This is a genomic window from Simiduia litorea (assembly GCF_042853465.1).
GTDB lineage: Bacteria > Pseudomonadota > Gammaproteobacteria > Pseudomonadales > Cellvibrionaceae > Simiduia > Simiduia litorea.
The window spans coordinates 1,236,329-1,255,974 of the sequence record NZ_AP031497.1 but is presented as its reverse complement, the minus strand read 5'-3'; the positions used below and the strand labels follow the sequence as shown (position 1 = coordinate 1,255,974).

The window sequence follows — 19,646 nt, the reverse complement described above, 5'->3', positions numbered from 1 at the left end:
CAGACAAAAACCTTTAGCGCTCCTGTACGCTGTAAGCGAATGACGAATAATTTCAACGCAGATAAAACGTGATATGACGCTAGACTCACTGATCGGAAAGACTTGCCTCATCGGCCTCTCCTACTTCGAAACCGATGGCTCGCTGCTGAAGCAATCACAGTGCTGCGGGCGGGTGATTAAGGTGGACGATGAGCTGGGTATTACGGTGCAATTACAGCACACAGACCCAAAAGTACAGCAGGCGGACTTTATCCTGCCGCCAAACTTGGCGGCTTGGTTTAACGCGCCGGCTGGCCGCTTTAGCCATGCACCCAGTGGCGTCGACATCGAAAACCCAGATTACTTAGTCACCTGGGATATACACCGCACCCAAGAAGAGCGCACCGATGGCCAACACGAATGGTGGGATTGGGTGCCCAATGTGCAAGCGCCGAGCGTCGGCCAAGGCGCCTCTAAGCCCCACTGAGATAAACATCTGAATTAAGTCGAAACAAGGGCAATCCGGTTAAAGGGCCTGCCCTTGGACGCCATCTTCGTTGGGGCGAACTCGCCCTGTAATTGCGCTAGAATGAACTGGCGTCATCTATCTTCAACCGCAGACCAACATAAACGTCGTGATACATGCTCATTGATGCCTTCGACAGAAAGATCGACTATATCCGCCTCTCAGTGACTGACCGCTGTGATTTTCGCTGTGTCTATTGCATGAGCGAAGATATGACCTTCATGCCCAGAGCGCAGGTACTGAGCTTAGAAGAGCTAACCGAAATTGGCACGGCATTCGTTGAGCTTGGGGTCAGCAAAATTCGCATCACAGGCGGCGAACCACTGGTGCGCAAAGGCGTCACTCAGGTGTTCGAGCAATTAGGTCAATTACCGCTCAAGGAACTCACACTCACCACCAATGGCTCACAACTGCCAAAGTACGCCGCCGCACTTAAAGCCGCTGGCGTTAAACGCATCAACATTAGCCTCGATACCTTAGACCCTATCAAGTTTCGCGAACTCACGCGCACCGGTGAATTACAGCAGGTACTCGATGGCATCAAAGCGGCGCAAGATGTCGGCTTCGAGCGCATAAAACTCAATGCGGTCATACTAAAAAACCGCAACGCAGCCGAAGTACCCGACCTCGTTCAGTTTGTACTCGATAATCAATTAGACATCAGCTTTATTGAAGAAATGCCACTGGGTAGCATTGTCGAGCACAGTCGCGCCTTAGAGTTTTGCTCGAGTGCTGACTTGCGCGAAATAATCGGCCAGAAATTTATCCTAGAGCCATTGCAAGCGCAAACCGCCGGCCCCTCGCGTTATTGGCAAGTGCCAGGCTACAACTCGCGCATCGGTTTTATCTCACCCCACTCAGAAAACTTTTGTGCCAGTTGCAATCGCGTGCGCGTAAGCGCGGAAGGAAAATTGCTGCTCTGCCTGGGCAACGAGCACGCGGCCGATTTAAAAGCCATACTGCGCGCCCACCCGGGTGATCGCGAGCGCCTTAAAGCCGCCATCGTTCAAGCCATTACGATCAAACCTGAACGCCACCACTTCGACCTCAACAGCGAACCGCAGATTGTTCGCTTTATGAGTAGCACCGGCGGCTAGCGCTCAGGGAAAACCCGGTACTATTTTGAGTCGCCGTCATCGGGCGCTTCGATAGCACGCCGGGCTACCGGATAACCTTGATGCATCCAACCGAAAATACCTTCGTACAACACCGCTGTGTGGGTAAAGCCTAAATCCTTGAGTTGATCAATCACATAATCCGCGGCGGCTCTTGGGCAGGAGCAATAGGCAACAATAAGCACATCGCGCGGGATATCCTTAGCAATGGTTTTAAAATCTGAATAATAAGGCGCCGGAAACGAACCCTCGATATGCGCAGTTTGCCACACGGACGTAACGCGGGTATCAAGTAGCACCATTTTCTGTTTCGCCACTAAGGCCGCATACAAATCTGCCGACGACACATAGCGACCTTCCGCTAATGTAAAGTCTGGTTGCTCGCCATCGGGGTTGACCACATATTGATCCGGCGTTGGCAGGGCTTGCAACACCGGTTTGACATCTTGCCAACCGCTGGCGCGACTGCGTAAAAATGCCGTGACATTGTCGATATCGGGCTCGGTTAATCGCCCCAAAAACGCCGGCATAGGCGTATCTTGCCGGCCATGTTGTATGGCATAGCGTATAAACTCATCGCTGTTATGCGCCAGTGCCGAGGCATTGCCCAGCGCCGGTGCGGTAATCCCCTCGCCCGCTTTGCCATGACACACTGCGCATTCGCGCTGGTAGACTTTTTCACCCTGTTGCACGTCGCCCAAAACAGGCTGCGTACCGATAGCCACGCGCGCCACACCCGATTGCTCGAACAGCCAATAGGTAAGATCCCAGGTTTCATCCAAGCTCAGCGGTCCACCCACTTCATCGAGATAGCCGCCCATTGCGGTACCTTGGCGGCCATAGGAAAGTGGCCGCAAAATAGCGTGCGGCACACCGGATTCAAACAGGCTTTGACTGCGTAGCGACGGCGCGTGATCATTAACATGGCCTTGGCGGTTTTCGCCGTGGCACAGCACGCAATATTTTTGATAATTGGCAGCAGCGCGCTCACTTTGCTCGGCGGTAAGTTTGCGAATAGGCGGCAAGCCGTTATCGTCTTGCTTGGCGGCAAATGCCGGCAGCGACAATAAACAGCTAAACAATAAACCGCTAAAGAGCCTGACAACAACAATAAAACCTAACCGCGTAGCGCTGGGCGATAAACAAGCCATGTCTGATCTTCCTTGCTTTTTATGTAGGCAGCAATATAGAACAGAAGCGATAAAGACACCACCGCCACGGGGCCGCAGGGCGCGCCGAGGCAAGGCACCAGCTAGCCACACTGTGCGACGTGAATGAGCCTTGCCTAAAGCAATCTGGTAACAGATCCCTTACACACTTACCCTTTCGGCGCCATGCGATAAATATCATCTACGCCATCAGGCTCGTTCACACTCACGGCCAGATCTTTAATGATGCCGTCATTCAAACCGTAAATCCATCCATGAATAGAGAGTTTCCGGCCATTGCGCCAAGCGCGCTGCACCACTTTCGTCTTCGAAAGATTCTCCACTTGCGCCATCACATTCAGCTCACACAACCGATTAACTTCCTCATCGGTGGAGCTTAATGCCTGCAGCTCGATTTTATGCCGGCAGTAAATATCTTTAATATGCCGAAGCCAATTATCAACAATACCCAACTCTTCGTGCGCAAGCGCCGCGCGCACACCACCACAGCCGTAGTGACCGCAGACAATAATATGCTCCACCTTTAGGATATCGAGCGCAAACTGCACAACACTCAAGCCGTTAAAGTCGGTATGAATCACCTGATTGGCAATATTGCGATGCACAAATAATTCACCCGGCTCCATACCCACTATGTCGTTGGCCGGCACGCGCGCATCGGAACAGCCTATCCATAAATAATTTGGCGTTTGCTGCGCCGCCAAGCGGGTAAAAAAACTCGGGTCGCGCGCCTGGTAGGCAGCCGCCCAATGCTTATTGCGATCTAACAACTCACTGGGCGAACATTTTTCACACATGATTATACTCACCAGACGGGATTCAAAAATAAAAGGTGTTTAGGAAAAGCCTGTTCATCTGCGACTTTCGGCAACAAGCTAACAGCTAAGCGAATGGCCGCCCCCAGCTAACAGCTAAACTTCTCAAAAGCGCCTTTCCTGTAAGCTGTTTACTGTTTACTGTTTACTGTTTACTGTTTACTGTTTACTGTTTACTGTTTACTGTTAACTTCTTCAATCATTGCATCAACGGCGAATCGCTCACGGAAAAGTCAAAGCCTTCGATTTTCGCTTGCGAAATCAACGTTTCCACATACTGCGCGATAGATTTACGCCTGACTTTTTCATTAAGATAATCGGCAATACGGGTTTGCACCACATCGAAGGGTAATTGCCGTCCGTCTACACGGTGCTCTACCAAAACCAAATGCAAGCCGTAACGACTTTCAATGGGGCGCTTGGCGAGACCTAAACTTAAATTAAACAATTGACGCTCAAACTCGGGCACGGTTTGGCCTTTGGTAATCTGCCCTAAATTGCCGCCAAGCTTTGCCGATGGGCAGCTGGAAAATTCGGCCGCCAAGGCGTCAAACTGCCCCATATCCGCGTTCAATTTCGCCAACAGCACAATGGCTTGGTCTGCCGCTTTAATGCGGGCATCATCATCCTCTGGATCTGCCGCCAAAAGAATATGGCGCACGGCTAACAAGGGCGTACTCTGAAACTTATCGAGGTTGGCTTCGTAATAGCGAAGGCAATCCGCTTCGCTCGCCTCAGGCATAGGCACGTCTACCGCTAGCAGTTGTTCGAGCGCTTGCGCTTCACTAGCGTCATCCTTGATAACGATGCCAAGCTCCGCCGCGCGGGCTTTCACCAGTTCGGCAATTATCAGTGATTCACTGGCCTTAATCATGGCATCGCGCTGACTTTCAGCCTTGTGGTATTGCATCTCTGCCAAAATGGCCGGCTCAGAAATTTCCACGTCATTTACAATAATCATCAACTTTCTCCTAAACAGACCGGTCTAAGCCCTTGAGCTGGTGCGATTCGCGTATTAATGACAAAACCAACGCCAACAACGCGAAGCTTCAGTCGATGAGCCATTGTAAAGCTGGCCTTATTACAAGGTTTTGAGTTAGATCAACTAAGGTGGGGGTTGGCGTTAAAAGCCCGTGTGGGAACGGCCCTTATCAGACCTGCTAACAATCTAGCTCGTGCAGGCGTTTTGGCTGAAAATGCGATCCTGAGCATCCTTCATCCACAATGACAGCGGTTAAGCAAACTAACGCAGGTAAAGACAGGGCTTGCTTTAGTTAGGGCTGAGTCCTTGCGTTCACGATGGTGCGAGATAATCGGGGATGGTGTCACAGTTGATTTTTGAACTAATCACACCACAGTCGCTTGTTATGCATTTTCTTTCCTTGTTTTGGTTGCCCACTCATGAAATATTAGTAGGCATATACCAAGACCAAATAGCGCGAAAACAATTCTTAAATCAGCGCCACGCTTCAATACTGAGACAATATTGAATGGCGCCAAGTAAACAGTAACGTCTTGTCCTTTTTCAAAGGACGGCATACTGAGGTTGACCGGTAAGTAAAGCCCTATCAGGCGCGAATTATACTCATTGCCGTTTACTATGTATCTGTACTCTACTGAAACCCATGATTCAGTTGGCGACTCTCTACCGGAAAGAATAGGACTCTTATAGGTTGAAGAGCCGCCACCAGAAGATCCAAATATTTCCTTCAGATCAACAATCTTGCCAGGCACGGCTTCGAAAGTATGGGTAAGCAATCCCAGCGCAAAGAATGCTAACGATGCAGCGATACTTACTAAACCATAGGTTCTTAGTCTGTTCATTCAGATTGCATAACGCCGCTATAAAAGGCGCGCGTTAGCGCGTCCAGTGGAGGCCGTTTTTTGGCCGGAACGATTTTTAATAGCCTTGTTAAGTGTAGTTGTGGCACGATTTGCCATTAGCTGCCCCAATATTGCTTTTGTACTTGATGATTGCATGACTCACAGACCCAAGCCTCTTTGTATTTTCGTGGACCTTGATAAAAAGAGAACGTAACCTTTTTTGAAATATTGGCACCCATTGGATCTTCTAGGCTATGTAGCTCCATTCGCTCACCACACTTTGGGCAGCGTATATCACTTATTTTATAGGCACGAACCAGTGCATAAATAATAATGCAACCGATGATTGCTAGAAATAATATCTTATTTTCTTCCATGTGCTTTTACACTTAACAGCATTATTCAGTGCCTCGGAGGCGTAATATATTACGCCTCCGAGGCATATATCCAGAGCGGAGCTATGGTACCAGCTCCGACTCCCCCTTTAATTTCAAGAAGTTATCACAATTTTCAGAATGGGGCGCAAAATAATACGCCTCTGAGGCATATATCCCGCGGCGTGGAAAAAATACCGCTTTAAAGGCTATTCAGGGGTGAAATCTGTGTTTATGCAGGCTTTCAGGGCGCCATTTGCGCCGAGTTCTAGCAGTCCCTATAAACAAAAAAGGCCACGAAGTACCTTTGGATTTTGCGTTAGGGCAAGGCGGAGCAGCGCGCAGTGAGGGAGTGACCATAAAGTACATGACCGATCGAGCACTGATCCCGTCGTTCTTTGGCATACCCTCAAGGGGAACCAAGGTCCATGCCATCATGACATTAGTGCTGACCGTCGAGCGGCACCTAGGTCCCTGCACGTCACGCCGCCCAAAAAAAGAAAGGCCCGAGAAGGACCTTTGGATTTTGCGCTAGGGCAAGGCGGATCAGCGCGCAGTGAGGGAGTGTACATTGAGTACATGACCGATCGAGCACTGATCCCGTCGTTCTTTGGCATACCCTCAAGGGGCACCGAGGTCCTGAACATAAGCACTGATTCCGTCGCCCCTAAAAACAAAAAGGCTCGAGAAGGACCTTTGGATTTTGCGTTAGGGCAAGGCGGATCAGCGCGCAGTGAGGGAGTGTACATAAAGTACATGACCGATCGAGCACTGATCCAACGCCGCCCTAGCGTAAAAGACGAAGGTCCGTCATTTGGCGCGGACTATTTGGTAGTTACGGGTAAAATACTTCACCGGCACACTCCAAACATGCACCAACCGCGAGAACGGAAAGAGCACAAACAATGTCATACCCAAGGTGATGTGCATTTTAAAAATCCAGTGCACATCAACCATTTGCTCCGCCGCGTGGGCGGCATCTAGGATCACAATATTTTGCGCCCAGGCCATTAGCTTCAACATTTCAGCACCGTCCATATGGCCGGATGACACGAAAATAGATAGCAGGCCAAGCACCAACTGTGCGAACAACAGCAATAAGATGGTGAGATCCATGGTTGTTGTTGTCGCGCGTACACGGTCGTTGGTTAAGCGGCGTTTAATCAAAATAACCATGCCGTACAAACAGATTAAACCAAAGAAACCACCCACACCCATGGCCACCATTTGCTTGAAACTGGCCGAAACGCCAAGGGCATGCCACACCGCATTAGGCGTTAACAATCCAACAAAATGACCGCATAAAATGGCGATGATACCTACGTGAAATGCCGCAGAGCCTTTGCGCAGCTGTTTACTTTCTAACAGCTGGCTAGAGCCAGTTTTCCAGGTGTACTGATCGCGGTCATAACGCGCCAAGCTACCAAGAAAAAATACAGCAAACGCAATATAGGGGTAAACACCAAACAAGAAATGATTCATCATTAATTCCTCTCTAAGGCCGATGCTGGTTTTTCAGTTGCATCATTGAAACCTACCCAATTCAGTGGCACGTCTAAATCGCGACGCTGAGATTCGCTCGGGCGTCTCGCGGCGCTGTCACAGCTTTTCTCTAAAGACTCGGCACCAAAGGTGACTTCCTCTTCTTCCCATTCTTTATCGATAGCCGCTTTCGTGTCATCGCGCTTTTCTGCTGCGATGCGTTCGCGCACTTCTTTTAAGCTAACCTTGCTGTTAGCGATATCCAGTAATGCTTCGAACAGAACGGCATAATCACTTTCGCGTTTCTCCAAGCGAACTTGTAGCAGGGCGAGAATGTGCTCCATATCCACTAGCCAACCGCGGGCATTATCATCGCCTTGGGTTGCCAAGAACTCTAAGAACAGTGGTATGTAGTCTGGCAATTCGTGCTGGCTTATTTCTAAGCCAGCCTGACGATATAGAGCCACGAGATCTACCATGGCTTGACCGCGATCGCGCGATTCACCGTGTACATGTTCAAATAACCATAGCCCTAAGGAGCGACCGCGCTCGAACATGCCATCGTATTCAGCTTGCCAATCTAACAAGTCCATCGCGGTTCGCGTTTTCACAAACTGCACCATTTTTTGACGCAGTTTGTCTTTCATTGGCGCATTTTCAATCAGGCCGAGCACCTCGGCCTGATAGTTGCCAATATCAGCTGTTGGATAGTCCAACAGCCTTGAGAGGATACGTAACATTTCCATTACTCTGCCTCCCAAGTGCTAACGGCGATAATGTCGCGATTGGTTTGTTTTTTGCCACCGAATATATTGACGTCGTTATTGCCATCGCTACAACCGTTGCCGAAGCTAAAGCCACAACTGGACTTCATGCTGTAGGCCTCTTCCGCATAAGATTTGTGGCTGGTTGGAATCACGAAGCGATCTTCGTAATTTGCAATCGCCATGTAGCGGTACATGTCTTCCACTTGCAATGCGGTCAAGCCTACTTTTTGCAGCACCGCCATATCCACTTCGCCTTCCACTTGTTGCGAGCGCTTGAAGGCACGCATGGCTAACATGCGCTCTAAGGCATTAAGCACTGGCGCTTCGTCGCCTGCAGTTAACAGGTTGGCCAAGTAGCGCACGGGAATGCGCAGTGACTTCAGATCTGGAATCACACCATCCATACCGATGTGGCCGGCTTCTGCCGCGTTTTGAATAGGCGACAAAGGCGGTACATACCAAACCATTGGCAGGGTGCGATACTCTGGATGCAATGGCAGAGCCACTTTCCAATCCATGGCCATTTTGTACACGGGTGAATGTTGTGCGGCTTCCAACCAAGCCTCGGGAATACCTTCGGCGCGGGCGGCTGCTTGTACGGCAGGGTCATTTGGATCGAGAAACAAATCCAACTGTGCTTGGTACAAATCTTTTTCCAACTCAACGCTCGCCGCCGCTTCAATTTTATCGGCGTCATAAAGCAACACGCCAAGATAACGAATGCGACCTACGCAGGTTTCGGAGCAGACGGTTGGCTGGCCAGCTTCAATACGTGGATAACAGAAAATACATTTTTCAGATTTTCCGGTTTTCCAGTTGTAGTAAATTTTCTTGTACGGGCAGCCCGACACACACATGCGCCAACCGCGGCACTTATCTTGGTCGATCAGTACAATGCCGTCTTCTTCGCGCTTGTAGATGGCACCACTGGGGCAGCTGGCTACACAGGCTGGGTTCAAACAGTGTTCGCACAAGCGCGGCAAGTACATCATGAAGGTCTTTTCAAATTGACCGTAGATGTCTTTTTGCACCACGTCGTTGAAGTTCACATCGGCTTTACGCTTGGAGAATTCGGTGCCGAGAATCTCTTCCCAGTTCGGGCCCCAATTAATTTTTTCCATGCGCTGGCCAGTGATCAGCGAACGCGGACGCGCTACGGGCTGATGCTTTGACTCAGGCGCATTGTGTAAATGCTCGTAGTCAAAATCAAAGGGCTCGTAATAATCGTCAATTTCTGGCAAATCGGGGTTGGCAAAAATATTGGCCAACAGGCGTAACTTTCCGCCCTGCTTAGGTGTGAGTTTGCCGTTTTTGTTGCGCACCCAACCGCCATTCCACTTGTCTTGGTTTTCCCACTCTTTCGGGAAGCCAATGCCAGGTTTGGTTTCAACGTTGTTGAACCAGGCGTATTCCATACCATCGCGGCTGGTCCACACGTTTTTACAAGTAATGGAGCAAGTATGACAACCAATACACTTGTCTAGATTTAACACCATGCCTATCTGTGCACGTATTTTCATTTGCTTACACTCCACCTGCTTGGGGCTCGTCCAGCCAATCGACCTTGTCCATCTTACGAACGATCACAAATTCATCTCGATTACAGCCTACGGTGCCGTAATAGTTAAAACCGTAAGACTGCTGTGCATAACCACCAATCATGTGGGTGGGTTTCATCACTGCTCTGGTTACCGAGTTGTGAATACCGCCACGGGTTTTCGTGGTTTCAGCGCCGGGTACGTTCACAATGCGCTCTTGTGCGTGGTACATCATGCTCATACCTTCAGGCACACGCTGGGATACCACTGCACGGGCACTGATGGCACCGTTAACGTTAAAGATTTCAATCCAATCGTTATCAACGATGTCGGCCTTCTTGGCATCCACTTCGCTGAGCCACACAATCGGGCCACCACGCGACAAGGTGAGCATCAGCAGATTATCTGAGTAAGTTGAGTGAATACCCCACTTCTGGTGCGGTGTAATCCAGTTCAAAACCAACTCGTGATTACCGTTGGATTTTTTACCCAATAGCGGCTCAATAGTTTTTGTGTTGATTGGCGGTTTGTAGGTGCAATGCTGCTCACCAAAATCACACATCCACTCGTGATCTTGATAGAACTGCTGACGGCCAGTAACGGTGCGCCATGGAATTAACTCGTGTACATTGGTGTAACCGGCGTTGTAAGACACATGCTCATCTTCCAAACCCGACCAAGTGGGCGAGCTGATAATCTTGCGCGGCTGCGCTTGAATATCGCGGAAGCGAATTTTTTCGTCTTCTTTTGGCTTGGCCAAATGGGTGTGGTCGCGACCGGTGATAGCACCGAGAGCTTCCCAAGCTTTAACCGCAACCTGACCGTTGGTTTCTGGCGCCAACGATAAAATCACTTCGGCCGCATCAATGGCAGACTCAATTTTTGGCCGGCCTTTATGCGCGCCTTCTTCCGTGTGCACATAGTTCAGCTCACCTAGGAATTTCACTTCGGCATCGGTATTCCAATTGATGCCCTTACCGCCGTTACCTAACTTCTCCAACAAGGGGCCGAGCGAGGTAAAGCGCTTGTAAGTATTCGGGTAGTCCCTTTCAACCACAACCATGTTAGGCGCAGTTTTTCCAGGAATGAGCTCACACTCATTTTTCCACCAGGCTTTAACACCTTTTGGTTGCGCCAATTCACCGGGTGTATCGTGTTGCATTGGAATTGTGACTAAATCTTTTTCCACGCCTAAGTGACCGTCAGTCAATTCACTGAAGCGCTTGGCGATGCCTTTGAAAATATCCCAATCCGAACGCGACTCCCACACTGGGTCTACGGCTTTCGACAAGGGGTGAATAAACGGATGCATGTCCGAGGTATTCATATCGTCTTTTTCATACCAAGTGGCGGTTGGCAAAACGATATCGGAATACAAGCAAGTGGTGGACATGCGGAAGTCCAGTGTCACCAGCAAATCGATTTTGCCCTCCGGCGCCTCGTCGTGCCAGGTCACATCTTGCGGCTTCTTCTCGCCCGACTCGCCCAAGTCCTTGCCCATCAGGCCATGCTTGGTGCCCAGCAGATGGCGCAACATGTACTCGTGGCCTTTACCCGAAGAACCGAGTAAGTTCGAACGCCAAATGAACATATTGCGCGGGAAGTTCTGTGGGTTATCTGGGTCTTCACAGGCAAATTTTAACTCGCCCTCTTTCAACATTTTTACCGCGTAGTCTTTCGGGTCCATGCCCATGGCTTCGGCGCGCTTGCATAACTCAAGCGGATTCATACCCAACTGCGGTGCCGACGGCAACCAACCCATGCGCTCGGCGCGGGTGTTGAAATCGATGATAGAAGCGGTCCATTTTTCTTTATTAGCCAGTGGCGATATCACTTCCGCCATGTCTAATTTTTCATAGCGCCATTGATCGGCGTGATTGTAAAAAAATGAGGTGCCGTTCATTTGGCGCGGCGGACGCTGCCAATCTAAACCGAAGGCTAAAGGCAACCAGCCACACTGTGGACGCAGTTTTTCCTGACCCACATAGTGCGCCCAGCCGCCACCAGACTGGCCGATACAACCACACATCATCAGCATATTGATGACGCCGCGGTAGTTCATGTCCATGTTGTACCAGTGGTTCATAGCCGCACCGATAATGATCATGGAGCGACCGCGGGTTTTGTGCGCGTTATCGGCAAACTCGCGCGCAATTTTGATAATTTGCGCGCGCGGTACACCGGTAATTTTTTCCTGCCATGCTGGCGTGTACGGAATGTTTTCGTCGAAGTTTTTCGCCGAATTCGGGCAGTCGTAGCCGTTATCTACACCGTAATTGGCCAAGGTTAAATCGTACACAGTGGCAACCAGCACCTCTGAACCATCGGCCAAGGTAACCTTTTTAACGGGTACTTTACGCTGCTGAATGGGATCGTGATCGGTGTGATCGAAATACTTGTATTCGTGCTCTGCGGCACCGAAATACGGGAAAGCCACATCCACAACTTGATCGGCCGTTTCTTTTAGCGACAGGGTGAGCTTAACCTCGGCGCCAGACTTACCGTCTTTCTGCTCGATGTTCCACTTGCCCTTGCCTTCTTTCGCCGATGGCTCGCCCCAGCGATAACCGATAGAACCATTAGGCGATACCAGCTCGCCATTGGTTTCATTTAGCGCAATGGTTTTCCACTCTGGGTTATTTTCTTGACCATGGTTGCCGGCTAGATCTGAGGCGCGCAAGAAGGCGCCCTGCTGCAAGCCATTGTCACAGGCTTCGAGTTTTACCAGATAAGGGAAATCGGTAGTGGAGCGCACATACTCTTTGAAGTAGTCGCTGGGTTTATCCACGTGGAACTCGCGCAAAATCACATGGCCCATAGACATGGCCACGGCCGCATCGGTACCCTGCTTGGCGGGAATCCACTCATCGGTAAGCTTTGCAACTTCCGAATAATCTGGGGTAACCGAAACTGTTTTAGTGCCTTTGTAACGTACTTCAGTAAAGAAGTGAGCATCAGGCGTACGTGTTTGCGGTACGTTTGAACCCCAGGCAATGATATAGCCAGAGTTGTACCAGTCTGCCGATTCCGGAACGTCGGTTTGCTCGCCCCAAATTTGTGGCGACGCTGGGGGTAAATCGCAATACCAATCGTAGAAAGATAAGCAGTTACCGCCAATCAAGCTCAAGTAACGGGCACCAGCGGCGTAAGACACCATGGACATGGCAGGGATGGGCGAGAAACCGGTGATGCGATCAGGGCCGTATTTTTTCGCGGTATACACGTTGGCCGCGGCGATCATTTCATTCACTTCGCGCCAATCGGAGCGCACCAAGCCACCCATGCCGCGCTTGGTTTTATAGCTCTTGGCTTTCACGGGGTCGTTAACGATCGACTCCCACGCTTTTACGGGGTCTGAATAGCTTGCGCGCGCATCGCGCCACAATTTCAACAACGCCTTGCGCACTTTGGGGTACTTCAAGCGGTTGGCAGAATAGATATACCAGGAGTAGCTGGCGCCCCGTGGGCAGCCGCGTGGCTCGTGGTTGGGCAAATCTGGGCGAGTGCGCGGGTAATCCGTTTGCTGGGTTTCCCAAGTGACTAAGCCGTCCTTGACGTAAATCTTCCAGCTACAAGAGCCGGTACAGTTCACACCGTGAGTGGAGCGCACAACTTTATCGTGCTGCCAGCGACGACGATATCCGTCTTCCCAATCGCGATTTTCCTCGGTGGTTACGCCGTGATCGCCGCTAAAAGCTTGCTTCTTCGCCTGGAAAAAACGCAGCTTATCTAAAAATTGACTCATTATGTATTTCCTCACCATTTGGCTGGACGCTAATTGCTACTGGAAGGAATGCCCAGATGTGACCACTGTAAATACTGCGGTCTGCGCGGTTGTTGACTCAGATCAAGACAAAATCCGGTGCTCCCAGTGTTAAATAGAGCAACTACCACCAAGGTGGTAGTTGCGATGCCGGCAAGCCCCTTGATTTCATTGGGTAGGCCAAGAAAAATGATGGAAAGCTGGGTTCGCGGCCAGCATGTGGAATTTTGGGGGTAGACAATGATTGAAGGGTTAAAGCGGCAGTTTGGCCAAAGTGTGATGAACACCATCACGCTGTCGCTGGCGGCTATTATGGCCGTTTCGCTGTTATCAATCTTTACCACCTACTGGATTACCGAGCTCGGCGATAAAGATGCCCAAGCCATTAACCTGTCAGGCACGCTGCGCATGCAGACCTACCGGATTGCACTCAGCATCAGCCAAGATGACGATCAATCCGCGCAGCGACAAATAGAAGAGCTCCGGCAAACCTGGCGCTTTCCACTGTTAGTGCACCTAAAAGATGCCGACATCTCCGCGGCTGTCTCAAGTCGCTATGAACAAGCCAGCCAACACTGGCAAACCATTATTGAACCGCAATTAGCCTGGGCAATGGCGCTGCCCTATGACGAGGTTCGCCCCGCTATCGCGCAACTCATTCCCGCGCTAGACCAACAAATTGCGCTAACAAACGCATTGGTGAGCGAGTTTCAACAGAGCGCTGAAGAGCGCATCATTCGGCTCAGGCTGATTCAAATCGTTGGCTTTTTCACCATTGTTTGTGTCGGTAGCCTCGCCTTTTACTTTACCCGGGAGCGCATTGAAAAACCGTTAAAAGAGTTAACCTCTGCTGCAGATAAATATCGACAGGGTAATTTGAGCCATCGGTTGCATTTAGAGGGGCGAGATGAATTTGCGTTACTGGCGGAAATTTTTAACCTGATGGGTGAATCTATACAGGCCAATTATGCAGAGCTAGAAGCGCGGGTAGATAAGCGCACTGAAGACCTCAAACGCCAAACCAAAGCGTTAGAGTTTCTACTGAGCACATCGCGTCAAATCATGAGTGCCTATCACCAACCGGTAGATCATAAAGCCATCATCAATGAACTCGCCAAACTGATCGATCATGCCGACATAGACATCTGTCTTTTCACCCAAGACGGCAGCCAACCCTACTACCATGTGGGTAATAATGGCACACCCGACTGCAGTGAAAAAAGCTGCTCCGAATGCAAGAGTGAAGTGATTAGTGGCTGCTATAAAGACCCATTCGAATATCAGTACAATATCGGTAGAGATGACCGCCAATACGGTATTTTGAGCGTGCGTGAACCGCTAAAACTAGACCACAGCCATTGGGCTGACCAACTCATCACCTCAACCGCCGACCAGCTTGCATTGGCGCTGTCACTGGCGGATCAAAAAGCCTTAGACCGAAAAGTCGCCACGCTCGATGAACGCACGGTTATTGCACGAGAGCTACACGACTCCCTCGCTCAGGCACTATCGTATTTGAAAATTCAGGTGGTTCGACTGCAGAAAACCTGCGACAAACAAGAGTATGACAAACAACAACCGATTGTGAATGAATTGCGAGAAGGTCTTTCCAGCGCCTATCGTCAATTGCGCGAGCTATTAACCACCTTTAGGTTAAAGCTCGATAGCTCCGGCCTAGAGGGCGCATTAATTCAAACCGTCAATCAATTGCGCGAGCGCTCGGAGATGAATATTAGCTTGAACTATAAGCTTACTGACATCCCCTTAACGCCTGCGGAAGAAATTCACCTCATGCAAATTGTGCGCGAGGCTGCACAAAATGCGCTACACCATTCCAAGGGCACAGAACTCGTCATTGATTTAGTGCATCTTATCGACGATCACATTTTACTCATGGTTAGCGACAACGGTATTGGCTTGCCGAGTGCTCCAGAAAAACTTAACCATTATGGCTTAGCCATTATGAAAGAACGCAGTCGAAGTTTAAACGGCGAATTTCACCTAGGTAAAGGTGAGGGAAGAGGCACGAAGATTACCTTTAAATTCAAACCCGACTACGCCAATTTAAAGCAAGCTAGCTGAGTTAAATGGATATGACTTAGCGCTTTTTATCTTGTCCGCCAAACGACACATAGTTTCTACCTGCGCGCTTTGCTTGATACATGGCGCGATCGGCCAAATTCAGAATCGTACTAGGATCTAACTGATCGCCACTAAATAACTGAACACCAAAACTGGCACCGCTTTCAAACTCGATTCCCGTCGCATCTGGCTTCTTTTCAAAGGTCTGAATGAAAAAGGGCTTGGCCATTTCCGCGCGTAATTTTTCAGCCACCAACATCGCTTGCGCATTGGCTAGCTTTTCGGTCTCACCAATTTGACTTAAAATCACAATGTACTCATCGCCACCATAGCGAACCAAGGTATCCACTTCGCGCAGCTGGTGCTTTAGTCGTTCTGCCACCTGCACGAGCAGATGATCACCAGCCGCATGACCATGCGCATCATTGAGTTTTTTAAAGAAATCCAAATCCATAAATATCAGCGCACCCCAACATTTGTTGCGCTTACATTCGGCCAGTGCTTGATCGAGTTTTATATCCATCAACCGTCGGTTCGCCAAGCCTGTCAAAGGATCGTAAAAAGCAAGCTGCTGGGCCTTTTCCTCGCCTTCTTTCAGGCGACTGATATCGCGCACAACGGCCTGTAAGATCACCCGCCCATTGACCTTCATACTATTTAGCTGAACATCAGCATAAAAGGTGTCGTGATTATCGGCGCGTTTATGCAGCCATTCAAAGCGATTGCTGCCATGAGCCATGGCGTCATTAATGCGCTGCATGGATAGCTCTGTTGAAAGACTGTTATCGGGTTGGCGTTCGGGCGAAAAATCGGCTGGGTGTTTCGAACAAAACTCAGCAATTGAAGCACAGCCAAATAAGGTGACAGTTGCCCTATTGCAGTCAAAGAAACCGTCTTCATCGAGTAACATCACCGCATCGCTGGTCATTTCATAGAGCGTGCGATATTGCAACTCGGAGGCTTCGAGCATGGCTTGTTGCCGCTTGCGCTCTGAGTAATCTCGCGCAATGCCTTGCGAACCTAAAAATTGACCCTGAGCATCAAACACTAAGTGAACATTGGTTGCCACCCAAACCTCATGGCCCTGTTTATGCCGTAAGGCGGCAATCACTTCTCGATCCCTAACGCCGTCGCGCAACATCTCATTGAGTAGGCGCAAACGTTCATCTTGGTCGCAATAGAAGCTTGCCATTGGCCGGCCAATAATTTCGGCTGTCTGATAACCCAACACGGCTTCACAGGCACCCGACACCATCATAATGGTGCCCGCCGCATCGGTTTGATACAGAATGTCCGATAGGCTACTCAATGCATTATTTAATTCGGCCTGCGTACGCGCTAACGCTTCACCCTTAGAGGTGTGGTGCGATGACTCCAGGCTGCCAGTAGCGTCCGGTTCTTCGTTATTCCCTTGTTTATTCACCATAACGATGCCGCTACCCAATGAGCCATTTAGACACAGCGACACAGACGCCATGCCACACGAATAAAGGATAGACCACCTAGCCAGCAATAAAAATGCCCGCACGAGGCGGGCACTTTATTCTCACATCAGAACACTAGGGATTATAGAACTCTCCGCTCTTGCGCAGATAATAAAACCAGTTAACCACCACGCAGACCGCATAGAAAGCCGCGAAGCCAACCAAGGCAACCTCGGGGGTAGCTGCATTGATCTGCTCGCCAATAACCTGAGGAATGTAGAAAGCACCGTAAGCGGCCACGGCTGATGTCCAGCCCAAGACCGGCCCGGCTTGCTCTTTAGAAAACACCATAGCAATGGTGCGGAAAGTGGAGCCATTACCAATACCGCTGGAGGCAAACAGAACCATGAACGAGATAAAGAAAGGTACGAAAAACTCTTCTGGTGTCGCCGAACTATAGGCTTCACGCATGTAGTAAGCCGCACTCAATGCACCGATAACCATGGCAATGGAACAGATTTGCGTAACCAATGCACCGCCCCACTTATCGGAAATCCAGCCACCCAGAGGGCGTATTAAGGCGCCGATGAACGGACCCATCCAGGCGAACATCAGCGCACTTGGGCCATTGTCATTGACGATGTTATGGGTCATCACACCATCCACAAGGACGTGCTGATAACCAAAAATAACCTTGATGGACAAGGGGAAAGCAGCGGCAAAGCCAATGAACGATCCGAAGGTCATGGTGTAGATAACACTCATTACCCAGGTATGCTTATTGCCAAAAATTTTGAATTGACGATCCAAACTTGTTTTCACTTGGCCGGGAATCAACTTCAATAGAAACAGTGTTGCAACCATAACGAGCAACAACACAATTTCCTTGGGTACGCCAAAACCAGAGCCATTTGCGGCGTCGGGCAGAATCAACCAAAGCCCTACCGTGGCGGTGACAAACCCAATGGCCAACATACCGGCCATAATACTAAAGGCAGTCAATGCGCCTGGCTGTGCAGGCGTAACTTCCGAGGTGTTGATATTATTCATGCCAAACCAGCCAGCAAAAGCCAACGGAATGAGCAGCAATAACCAGACAAAACCAGCATTCTGAATGTAGGTTTCAGTACCAGCTGCAATTTTCCCAATCAAGGTGCCAGACGTGCTTTGCAATACCATGGAGTCACCGCCCATCGCACCAAAAAGTGCAAAGGTCATCACCAAAGGCACCAATATTTGCATGGTGGTAACACCAAAATTTCCTAAGCCCGCATTCAAACCTAAGGCTAAACCTTGGCTTTTTTTCGGGAAGAAGAAATTGATGTTCGACATAGACGCCGCGAAGTTTCCGCCGCCGATGCCCGACAGCAGCGCTAAAAACTGAAACACCCATAACGGGGTATTCTTATCCTGCAAGGCCAATCCGGCACCGAGTGCTGGAATCATCAATAATGCAGTGGTAAAGAAAATGGTATAGCGGCCGCCGCACAAGCGAATAAAAAAACTACTGGGGATACGCAAGGTCGCACCCGTTAAGCCGGCAATGGCCGTGAGCGTAAACAAATCCGCCTTGGCAAAAGGAAAGCCAAGATTCAGCATTTGCACCGTGATAATGCCCCAATAAAGCCATACGGCAAAGCCGCACAGTAAACTTGGAATTGAAATCCAAAGGTTTCTATTGGCAACTTTTTTACCCGTGGATTCCCAAAATTGCTCATCCTCTGGGTTCCAATTTTTAATATTATCGCCGGGCCGGTAGCCAGTTAAGTCTACTGCCTTATTCGTTTCTGATGTCGCCATTTCGCGCTCCCGTTAAACAGAATGTTTCAGCCTCACTATGGCGCCCACGCTCTACGCACTCAATTAACAGGAGGGAGTAGCAATTACAGATACAAAGAGAGACAGGATTTACCCCTATTGGAGTAGCAATCCCGCCCAAGCCGCGCCGTGACTCGCGTGCCGCGCCTTGGACTTGCGCCCCAACTAGCCAAGGTGAGTACCCCCTTAACACTCAAAGGTTATAGCCAGCGTTCATCTACATGACCTACATCAAGGGATTGTCTTTTTACAGTTGCAACCTATTAAGGAATTAGCGAATGTACAGGCTCTGTTCACTGAAAAGTTTTTAGCGCTATGGATCAACAAGTTACCAGCATCTTATTAGTTGATGATCACCCGCTGCTACGCAAAGGCTTAGTGCAGCTGATCGAGTTGGAGGACGAGCTGGCGCTGGTTGGCGAGGCCAGCAACGGCCTAGATGCACTGCGCTTAGCCGAGGAAACCGACCCTGATTTGATCGTGCTGGATTTGAATATGCAAGGGATGGACGGCCTAGAAACCCTACGCGCTATGCGCGAGGCCGGCATAACCTCGCGCATCGTGATGCTCACGGTTTCAGACAATGACGAAGACGTTGTTTGCGCTATTACCTATGGCGCCGACGGCTACCTACTGAAAGATATGGACCCAGAAGATATCTTGGCGCAACTGATCGAAGCCGCGCACGGCAAGATGGTGATATCCGACAAACTCACTCACGTGCTCGCCAAAGCCATTCGCAAGGGCGACAACAATAAAACCAGCTTACTGGCCAAACTCACCAGCCGCGAGCACGAAATTTTAAAACTTATCGCCAAAGGCTTATCCAATAAACTCATCGCTCGGGACCTGGATATTTCTGACGGCACCGTAAAAGTGCATGTGAAACATGTACTAAAAAAATTGGGCCTACGCTCGCGCGTTGAAGCCGCCGTGTGGATGGTCAATCAAAGCCACTAGACCACGGCCT

At 49.9% G+C, this 19,646-nt stretch carries 15 protein-coding genes; 4 read left to right on the top strand and 11 right to left on the bottom strand.

The genetic code is table 11. The annotated features are described in order from the left end of the window. The first annotated feature begins 73 nt into the window (after positions 1 to 73). Positions 74 to 466, top strand: a complete 393-nt coding sequence (locus ACGHTT_RS05600) for a hypothetical protein (RefSeq protein ID WP_390594033.1) — start codon at positions 74 to 76, stop codon at positions 464 to 466. Between the two features lie 155 nt (positions 467 to 621). Further along, complete coding sequence (gene moaA, locus ACGHTT_RS05595; protein ID WP_390594031.1) at positions 622 to 1,602, top strand: GTP 3',8-cyclase MoaA; 981 nt, start codon at positions 622 to 624, stop codon at positions 1,600 to 1,602. 20 nt (positions 1,603 to 1,622) lie between these two features. Here moaA and ACGHTT_RS05590 read toward each other — a convergent pair whose 3' ends face one another. From ACGHTT_RS05590 to ACGHTT_RS05550, 9 genes are all read right to left on the bottom strand, one after another. Continuing rightward, positions 1,623 to 2,771, bottom strand: coding sequence for a c-type cytochrome (locus tag ACGHTT_RS05590; RefSeq protein ID WP_390594029.1), 1,149 nt, complete (start codon positions 2,769 to 2,771; stop codon positions 1,623 to 1,625). A gap of 167 nt (positions 2,772 to 2,938) precedes the next feature. Beyond that, positions 2,939 to 3,586: a carbonate dehydratase gene (gene can, locus ACGHTT_RS05585; protein ID WP_390594028.1), complete on the bottom strand. Its 648-nt coding sequence runs from the start codon at positions 3,584 to 3,586 to the stop codon at positions 2,939 to 2,941. Positions 3,587 to 3,803: 217 nt separating this feature from the next. Beyond that, a complete protein-coding gene (locus ACGHTT_RS05580) occupies positions 3,804 to 4,565 on the bottom strand; it encodes a peptidylprolyl isomerase (protein WP_390594026.1) in 762 nt (253 codons plus the stop codon). 404 nt (positions 4,566 to 4,969) lie between these two features. Beyond that, a complete protein-coding gene (locus tag ACGHTT_RS05575; protein WP_390594025.1) occupies positions 4,970 to 5,428 on the bottom strand; it encodes a hypothetical protein in 459 nt (152 codons plus the stop codon). A 116-nt stretch (positions 5,429 to 5,544) separates the two neighbouring features. Beyond that, a complete protein-coding gene (locus tag ACGHTT_RS05570; protein ID WP_390594024.1) occupies positions 5,545 to 5,805 on the bottom strand; it encodes a hypothetical protein in 261 nt (86 codons plus the stop codon). Between the two features lie 807 nt (positions 5,806 to 6,612). Then, the gene (narI, locus tag ACGHTT_RS05565) at positions 6,613 to 7,287 is read right to left on the bottom strand and encodes a respiratory nitrate reductase subunit gamma (RefSeq protein ID WP_390594023.1); all 675 of its coding nucleotides are present in this window, start codon (positions 7,285 to 7,287) and stop codon (positions 6,613 to 6,615) included. After that, positions 7,287 to 8,030: a nitrate reductase molybdenum cofactor assembly chaperone gene (narJ, locus tag ACGHTT_RS05560; RefSeq protein WP_390594022.1), complete on the bottom strand. Its 744-nt coding sequence runs from the start codon at positions 8,028 to 8,030 to the stop codon at positions 7,287 to 7,289. The genes narI and narJ overlap by 1 nt, the downstream gene beginning before the upstream one ends. Further along, entirely contained in the window at positions 8,030 to 9,571 is a 1,542-nt protein-coding gene (narH, locus tag ACGHTT_RS05555; RefSeq protein WP_390594021.1) for a nitrate reductase subunit beta, read from the bottom strand. The genes narJ and narH overlap by 1 nt, the downstream gene beginning before the upstream one ends. A gap of 4 nt (positions 9,572 to 9,575) precedes the next feature. After that, complete coding sequence (locus ACGHTT_RS05550; RefSeq protein WP_390594020.1) at positions 9,576 to 13,334, bottom strand: nitrate reductase subunit alpha; 3,759 nt, start codon at positions 13,332 to 13,334, stop codon at positions 9,576 to 9,578. Between the two features lie 258 nt (positions 13,335 to 13,592). Here ACGHTT_RS05550 and ACGHTT_RS05545 point away from each other — a divergent pair, with 258 nt between their 5' ends. Further along, the gene (locus ACGHTT_RS05545; protein ID WP_390594019.1) at positions 13,593 to 15,434 is read left to right on the top strand and encodes an ATP-binding protein; all 1,842 of its coding nucleotides are present in this window, start codon (positions 13,593 to 13,595) and stop codon (positions 15,432 to 15,434) included. A gap of 16 nt (positions 15,435 to 15,450) precedes the next feature. Here ACGHTT_RS05545 and ACGHTT_RS05540 read toward each other — a convergent pair whose 3' ends face one another. Then, on the bottom strand, positions 15,451 to 16,902 hold the full coding sequence (locus ACGHTT_RS05540; RefSeq protein WP_390594018.1) for a diguanylate cyclase domain-containing protein: 1,452 nt from the start codon (positions 16,900 to 16,902) through the stop codon (positions 15,451 to 15,453). A gap of 91 nt (positions 16,903 to 16,993) precedes the next feature. After that, positions 16,994 to 18,658 carry an antiporter gene (locus ACGHTT_RS05535; protein WP_390594017.1) on the bottom strand — a complete coding sequence of 555 codons (1,665 nt, stop codon included), beginning with the start codon at positions 18,656 to 18,658 and terminating at the stop codon, positions 16,994 to 16,996. A gap of 333 nt (positions 18,659 to 18,991) precedes the next feature. Between ACGHTT_RS05535 and narL the strand changes: the two genes are divergently transcribed. Beyond that, complete coding sequence (gene narL / locus ACGHTT_RS05530) at positions 18,992 to 19,636, top strand: two-component system response regulator NarL (RefSeq protein WP_390594016.1); 645 nt, start codon at positions 18,992 to 18,994, stop codon at positions 19,634 to 19,636. Positions 19,637 to 19,646: the final 10 nt, after the last annotated feature.